This window comes from Paenisporosarcina sp. P4_D4, from assembly GCF_056401835.1.
This window is the reverse complement of the sequence record NZ_JBFUIO010000101.1, coordinates 1-7169: the sequence shown is the minus strand read 5'-3', so window position 1 is coordinate 7169 and position 7169 is coordinate 1. Positions and strand designations below refer to the sequence as shown.

General features: G+C 40.0%; 7 protein-coding genes. 4 read left to right on the top strand and 3 right to left on the bottom strand.

Annotated elements, in window-relative coordinates:
• The 3 genes from AC1DSL_RS14700 to glpK form a co-directional block, all read right to left on the bottom strand.
• On the bottom strand, window positions 1-826 hold an 826-nt coding region (locus tag AC1DSL_RS14700; RefSeq protein ID WP_477532737.1), incomplete at its 3' end, for an alpha/beta fold hydrolase.
• Window positions 826-2469: a glycerol-3-phosphate dehydrogenase/oxidase gene (locus AC1DSL_RS14695; protein WP_477532736.1), complete on the bottom strand. Its 1644-nt coding sequence runs from the start codon at window positions 2467-2469 to the stop codon at window positions 826-828. The genes AC1DSL_RS14700 and AC1DSL_RS14695, both read right to left, overlap by 1 nt.
• Window positions 2470-2481: 12 nt before the next feature.
• Window positions 2482-3972, bottom strand: coding sequence for a glycerol kinase GlpK (gene glpK, locus AC1DSL_RS14690; RefSeq protein ID WP_477532735.1), 1491 nt, complete (start codon window positions 3970-3972; stop codon window positions 2482-2484).
• Window positions 3973-4307: 335 nt separating this feature from the next.
• Between glpK and AC1DSL_RS14685 the strand changes: the two genes are divergently transcribed.
• The 4 genes from AC1DSL_RS14685 to AC1DSL_RS14670 all read left to right on the top strand — a co-directional run.
• On the top strand, window positions 4308-5051 hold the full coding sequence (locus AC1DSL_RS14685) for a metal ABC transporter ATP-binding protein (RefSeq protein ID WP_477532734.1): 744 nt from the start codon (window positions 4308-4310) through the stop codon (window positions 5049-5051).
• On the top strand, window positions 5051-5914 hold the full coding sequence (locus AC1DSL_RS14680; RefSeq protein WP_036659719.1) for a metal ABC transporter permease: 864 nt from the start codon (window positions 5051-5053) through the stop codon (window positions 5912-5914). Before AC1DSL_RS14685 ends, AC1DSL_RS14680 begins: the two co-directional genes overlap by 1 nt.
• A 19-nt stretch (window positions 5915-5933) precedes the next feature.
• On the top strand, window positions 5934-6875 hold the full coding sequence (locus AC1DSL_RS14675) for a metal ABC transporter substrate-binding protein (protein WP_477532733.1): 942 nt from the start codon (window positions 5934-5936) through the stop codon (window positions 6873-6875).
• A gap of 149 nt (window positions 6876-7024) precedes the next feature.
• Window positions 7025-7169: SET domain-containing protein (locus AC1DSL_RS14670; protein WP_477532738.1), on the top strand; the 145-nt coding region annotated here is incomplete at its 3' end.

Here is a 7169-nt window from a genome sequence, read left to right as displayed (position 1 = left end):
CCGTAATATCAGTAAGTCCTGCTTTCTTATATTTTTCAGCAACTCCCCAAAGTTGATTACCATTTTGACTGACGGGATCCAACGCACCAGATATCATCAAAATTGGGAGTTGTTTTGGAATGTCATCCATCCCTTTCATTTCATGTATCTTATTTATGCCTGTGATTAAATCAACAAAGAATTGGTTACTTGCTACAAATCCACAATAAGGATCATCAATATACTTTTGGACTTCAACAGAATCTGTCGATAACCAATCAAATTCTGTTTTAGCATCTGTAACACCTTTATTGAATTTTCCGAACGACAACTTGTTCAATAATGGATTCTCAATTTGAGTTCCTTTGACTCGAGCAAATCCCTTGGCGATCAATTTCCCAACTTTACCAGAGAAACCAGCAGGACCTCCTGTACCAGATAAAACGATTTTTGAAATGGAGTGGCCATATTTTTGTATATAGCGTCTGCCAATGAATGAACCCATGCTGTGAGCAAAAAGGATGGGGCTTTCACAAGTAAAATCTTTTCTAACATCCTGTAAAACTTCCCGAACATCTTCTGTCACTCGATCAAAGCCGTCCTTTTCTGCAAAGAATCCCTTTTGATTATTTTTTTGTCCAGTGAAACCATGTCCCCGATGGTCATGCCCAGACACGACATATCCTTTGGAAACCAAAAATTGTGCAAACTCTTCATATCGTCCGATATGCTCCGCCATGCCATGCAATATATGGACATGACCAATTGGTGGGTTCTGGGGTTTATAGACAACCGTATAGACTTCATGTCCATCTGACATCTTTACATAATGGATGCTTTTCGTCATTATGCATGCTCCTCTCGGAATGATGTTGCTGCATTCAGTTGATTTTCTAAATCAAAAAGATAATATTCCAATTGATCTTCCGTGTAGCCAAGTTGTGCTTTCATCATTTGACACACTTGTTTTTTATACGAATAAACTTCTTCAATGTTGAAAAATAAATCTCCCGTTCTACGGACAAAAAAGTCTGACGGTGTACAAGTCATTTCGAATTGTATTCCATACGCAAGTCTAGCAGCTAGTGGCAGTGGCAAATCAAAGGCATTTCCCTGTAGAACGCTCGCGTAGGCAAATAAATGATCGACATTTGTTCCATAAAAAGATGCCAGTTGGAGAGCCTCGTCATACGTTAAGCCATACCGTTGACCTTCCAGAGCTTTCATTTCAACAAAGGATGAAAAACGATTTGATCCACCTACATCTCCCCCTGATAATGGAAGATTTTTTGTTATGGAGGCACCATAAGAAAAAGTGGATATTTTAATTACACGATCGACAACCATCTCCGCCATTTTGCGATATCCTGTCAGTTTGCCACCAGAAATCGTAATCAGACCGCTTGACGATTCCCAAATTTCATCTTTGCGGGAAATTTCGGATGGATCTTTTCCTTCTTCAAAAATAAGTGGCCTTACACCGGCCCATGTCGACTCAACTTGTTGCGGAGTCAATCTTATACTTGGAAACATAGATGTAATGGCTTCTAATATGTAAGTCACATCTTTACTGGTTGCAACAGGATTCTTCGGGTCATTGTCGTAAAATGTGTCCGTGGTTCCGACATAGGTTTTGCCATTACGGGGTATCGCAAATACCATGCGCCCATCGTGTGTATCAAAATAAACCGCTTGCTTTAACGGGAAATCCGTTTGATCCACTACAACATGTATACCCTTTGTCATTCGAAGCTGTTTGCCATTTTCAATTGAATCTTTGGCACGGACTTGATCTACCCAAGGACCAGTTGCATTGACCACCTGAGTAGCATGAATCGTCGCTAGTTCTCCAGATAGTTGATCTACTACTTCTACGCCGACAATTCGACCTTGTTCATAAATGAAGGACTCGGCTTTCACATAGTTTACGCAAACGGCTCCTTTTTCAGCCGCTTTTTTTATAACTTCAATTGTCAAACGCGCATCATCAGTACGATACTCCACGTAGTATCCCGCACCACGAAGTCCTTTTGTTTTCAACAGTGGTTCTTTCTTCACCGTTTCTTCTGATGTTAACATTTTACGGCGTTCGTCCCGTTTGACTCCCGCCAAGAAATCATAAACGCGAAGTCCAGCTGAAGTCGAAAGCGGTCCAAATGTTCCGCCTTTATGAAACGGTAATAGCATCCACTCTGGTTCTGTTACATGAACTGCATTTTCATATACGATTTCACGCTCTTTCCCCACTTCCGCCACCATCTGAACTTCGAATTGCTTCAGATAACGAAGTCCTCCGTGAACAAGTTTGGTGGATCGACTGGACGTACCTGCAGCGAAATCCTGCATTTCAACTAAAGCTACTGACAGACCTCGAGTGACGGCGTCAAGTGCAATTCCGGCACCCGTAATTCCTCCACCGATGACCAGTAAATCGAATTGAAACGTATTTAAAGTCTTGATTTGTTTTGGACGTCCAATTGCTGAAAACATGACGATCCCCCCTTATTTAAACAGTCGAGTTGCTTCCACTGCTTTTTGCCAACCTCTGTAAAGTTCCTGCCGCTTCGTTTCTTCCATTTGAGGTGTATATGTTTTTTTGCTGCTGCGCATTTTTTCGATTTCTTTTAGATCCGACCAAAAACCAGTAGCTAATCCTGCCAAGTAAGCAGCACCTAGAGCTGTTGATTCGTTTAATTTTGCTAATTCAACATCAAGCTGAAGCAAATCACTTTGGAACTGCATCAAAAATTCATTATTAACTGCGCCACCGTCTACACGTAACGTTTCTACTTTCATGCCCGCATCCTGTTCCATAGCATCAAGAACATCTTTTGTTTGGTAGGCAAGCGATTCGATTGTAGCGCGAATGAAATGTTCTTTTGAAGTACCTCGAGTTAATCCGAAAATTGCACCTCGGGCATCTGAATCCCAGTAGGGTGTACCGAGTCCAACAAAAGCCGGCACGACGTATACCCCGTCTGTTGAATCCACTTTTTTAGCATACGATTCACTGTCAGCAGCATTTTTCACCATTCGAAGCCCATCACGCAACCATTGAATGGCAGATCCTGCAACAAACACACTTCCTTCCAATGCATAAGTAACTTGACCTTCGACTCCCCATGCGATTGTTGTCAACAAACCATTATCCGATGTAACGGCGGTTTCACCAGTATTTAATAACATAAAACAGCCCGTACCGTAAGTGTTTTTCGCCATCCCTTTGTCAAAGCAGCATTGACCAAAAAGTGCCGCCTGTTGATCTCCAGCAACCCCGGCTATTGGCACCGCAGCTCCATAGAAAACAGCTGGATCAGTTTTTGTATACACTTCAGAAGAGGATGCAACTTTTGGAAGCATAGTTAATGGAATATTTAATTTCTCGCAAATTTCTTCATCCCATTTTAAGTCATGGATATTAAATAATAATGTCCGTGACGCATTTGAGTAATCGGTCGTATGTACTTTCTCACCTGACAACTTCCAAATCAACCACGTATCAATCGTTCCAAATAACAAATCCCCTTGATCTGCTAAATCTTTAGCACCATCAACATTTTCCAAGATCCATTTAACTTTTGTCCCTGAAAAATAGGGATCTAAACGTAGGCCAGTTTTTTGCTGAAACCACTTTTCCAAATCTTCCTCTTTCAGTTCGTCCACAATTTTTTGTGTTTGCCGGRATTGCCAAACAATGGCATTATAAATCGGGCGACCGGTCTTTTTGTTCCACACAACGGTCGTTTCGCGTTGATTCGTAATACCAATACCATCAATCTCTGTCTGTTGAATACCACTCTCAGTCAATACTGCGGCAATTACCGATAGGACTGAACCCCAGATTTCATTTGCGTTATGTTCGACCCAGCCCGGCTTAGGAAAATACTGCTGAAATTCTTTTTGTGCCGTATGTACAATTTCACCTTTTTGATTAAATAGGATTGCTCTGGAACTCGTTGTTCCCTGGTCAATCGCCATTATATACTCGCCCATACTTAATCCTCCTCGAAAGATCATTCCTGACAACTAATGCATCGTGCCATTTTTTAAGAAATTATTTCCTCTAATTATACTGTTTTTCCTAAATGATTGTACATGAAACGCGCCTTGCGATTTATCGTGAAATTTAGTTAATAAGTTTTTCTTTATGATATGAATTTCGCTGCACTATCAAGCTTTCTAAAATATATTCACACTATTCTGTAGTTGCTTTATTGAACGTTGTCGCATATAGTTGTTCTAAGGAAACTTTTTTTCGATTAGGAAATAATTATTTTCATATAAAAATATGACGTATATAGATATTTAATTATCAGGAGGGATTAGAAATGACAACAGCTATTGCCGTAAGCGATTTATTTGTATCATACAACGGAAACGAAGCGTTAAGAAATGTCAGTTTTACAGTCGAAGAAGGAAATTTGGTTGGCATCATAGGACCCAATGGAGCAGGGAAATCCACCCTGCTGAAAGCTTTATTGAATCTCATTAAAAAAGATACAGGTAAAGTTGAAATACTCGGAAAATCGATAAAGGAAATGAAGACGAAAGTTGCTTATGTTCCTCAACGCAGCAATATTGACTGGGATTTCCCGATTACCGTTATGGACACAGTCCTAATTGGCACCTATCCAAACTTAGGAATTTTCAATCGTCCTAAAAAAGAACATAAAGCTTGGGCTTTAGAATGTTTAAAGAAAGTTGGCATGGCCGATTATGGCAATCGCCAAATTGGTGAGCTATCAGGCGGACAGCAACAAAGAGTTTTTCTAGCGCGTGCATTGGCACAAAAACCTGAAATGTATTTTCTGGACGAACCATTCGTAGGTGTTGATGTAACGAGTGAAGAAAAAATCATTTCCATTTTGAAAGAACTTCGCGATAGCGGAAAAACAGTCGTTGTTGTTCACCATGATTTGAGCAAAGCAAGCGATTATTTTAATGAATTGATTTTGCTTAATAAAGAATTGATTGAGCACGGCATTGTCGAGAAAGTATTTCAACCTGCCGTACTGAACAAAGCCTACACCAATCAATTCTCTCCAATAGTAGGCACGGAGGTGACATCATGATGAATTTTATTGATGCTATAATTCAATATGAATTTTTACAAAAGGCCTTGCTCACGTCGATAATGGTCGGAATTATTTGCGGGGTTATAGGATGCTTTATTATTTTACGGGGCATGGCCTTAATGGGAGATGCAATTTCTCACGCAGTCCTTCCAGGTGTGGCATTGTCTTACATGTTAGGAATTAACTTTTTCATTGGTGCTGTCTTTACAGGAATTCTGACTGCCATCGGCATCGGATTTATCAGCCAAAACAGTCGAATTAAAAATGACGTATCAATTGGTATTATGTTTACTGCTGCATTTGCCTCTGGGATTATTCTCATTACGCTTATGAAAAGCAGTACTGATTTGTACCATATCCTATTCGGGAATGTACTGGCCGTTAGACCGACAGAAATGTTGTCAACATTGGTGATTGGAATCTTTGTGCTAATCAGTATCTTTGTCTTTTATAAAGAACTTCTTGTCAGTTCATTTGATCCGACGATGGCAGCAGCATATGGACTTCCTACAAAAGCCATTCATTACTTTTTAATGGCGCTACTGACTTTGGTGACAGTCGCTTCTTTACAAACCGTAGGAATTATTCTGGTGGTGGCAATGCTCATCACTCCGGCCTCGACAGCTTATTTGTTAACTGATCGACTGTGGGTAATGATTTATCTATCAGCTGGAATTGGTATATTATCATCCATACTCGGCTTATATTTCAGCTACACATATAATTTGGCTTCAGGTGCAACAATTGTACTTGCTGCAACTGTATTATTCATTCTCGCCTTTTTATTTTCGCCGAAGCAAGGATTGGTCTGGAGATCACTAAAAAGTGCTCGAAAACGAGAACTGCATTCTCAATCTTAATTATTTCTGGAGGATAAACATGAAAAAAACAATATATTTATTAAGCACGATGAGTATTCTATTGCTGCTACTACTTTCAGGTTGTACAAAAGAAAATGGAAATGAAACAGATGACAATGGGAAAATTCAAGTCGTAGCTACCTATTCGATCATTTACGAYATCGTTAAAAACGTTGGCGGCGATCGAGTCGAAGTTCATACACTAGCACCCGTTGGTTCAAATCCGCATGAGTATGATCCATTGCCAAAAGATGTGCAATTGACTACTGATGCAGATGTTGTCTTTTACAATGGTCTAAATCTTGAAGGAGGAAACTCTTGGTTTGAGAAACTCCTCCTTACGGCAGGAAAGTCCGAAAAAGATGCACCGGTTTTCCGATTAAGTGAAGGTGTGGAACCTAAACATCTAACGACTAAAGGCAAAGAATCAGAAGAAGATCCTCATGCATGGTTGGACATCCGTAACGGCATTAAATATGCTGAAAACGCCAAAAATGCATTAGTGAAAGTCGACCCAGATCATGCGGCTGAATACGAAAAAAATGCGGAAGCCTATATTGCTGAATTGAAGAAGTTACATGAAGAAGCAGTTGCCCGTTACAACGAAATTCCTCAAGAAAAAAGAGTTTTAATTACCAGTGAAGGTGCTTTTAAATATTTTTCAGAGGCATATGGATTTGAAGCGGCTTATATTTGGGAAATTAATTCAGAAAACCAGGGCTCCCCTGAACAAGTAAGTAAAGTCGTTGATTATATCCGCTCTAAAGAAAATCCAGTACTTTTCGTAGAAACGAGCATCGATCCACGTAGTATGGAGTCCGTGTCTGCTGAAACTGGTGTACCGATTTACGGAAAAGTTTTCACCGACTCCATCGGCAAGCCCGGTGAAGATGGCGACACATATATCAAGATGATGCAATGGAATATTGATACAATCTTTAACGGCTTGACTGAAAAATAATGGGGTCGCTTCGACGTTGATTTATCGTTTACCCTACCGATTGTGATATGACGTGGTATACTTGTAGCTGGCGTGAAGGGTAAAGATCAATAATATTTCCCCAAATGTGCATGTCTTTTACAGACAATCGAATCGAGAAGGTGAAATCAATGATTGAAATAAAAACATCAACATTAAGTGATGGAGAATTAAATCGTGGCGTTTTTGCTACGCGTGATATTAAAAAAGGTGAACTGATTCACGAAGCACCAGTTTTACCCTACCCAAATGAAGAGCATGAGCATGTGGAAAAGA

Excerpts from the sequence above, each read along its gene's own strand:
- AC1DSL_RS14695 (WP_477532736.1), bottom strand. The coding sequence starts at position 2,469 with ATGTTTTCAGCAATTGGACGTCCAAAACAAATCAAGACTTTAAATACG.
- AC1DSL_RS14680 (WP_036659719.1), top strand. The coding sequence starts at position 5,051 with ATGAATTTTATTGATGCTATAATTCAATATGAATTTTTACAAAAGGCC.
- AC1DSL_RS14685 (WP_477532734.1), top strand. The coding sequence starts at position 4,308 with ATGACAACAGCTATTGCCGTAAGCGATTTATTTGTATCATACAACGGA.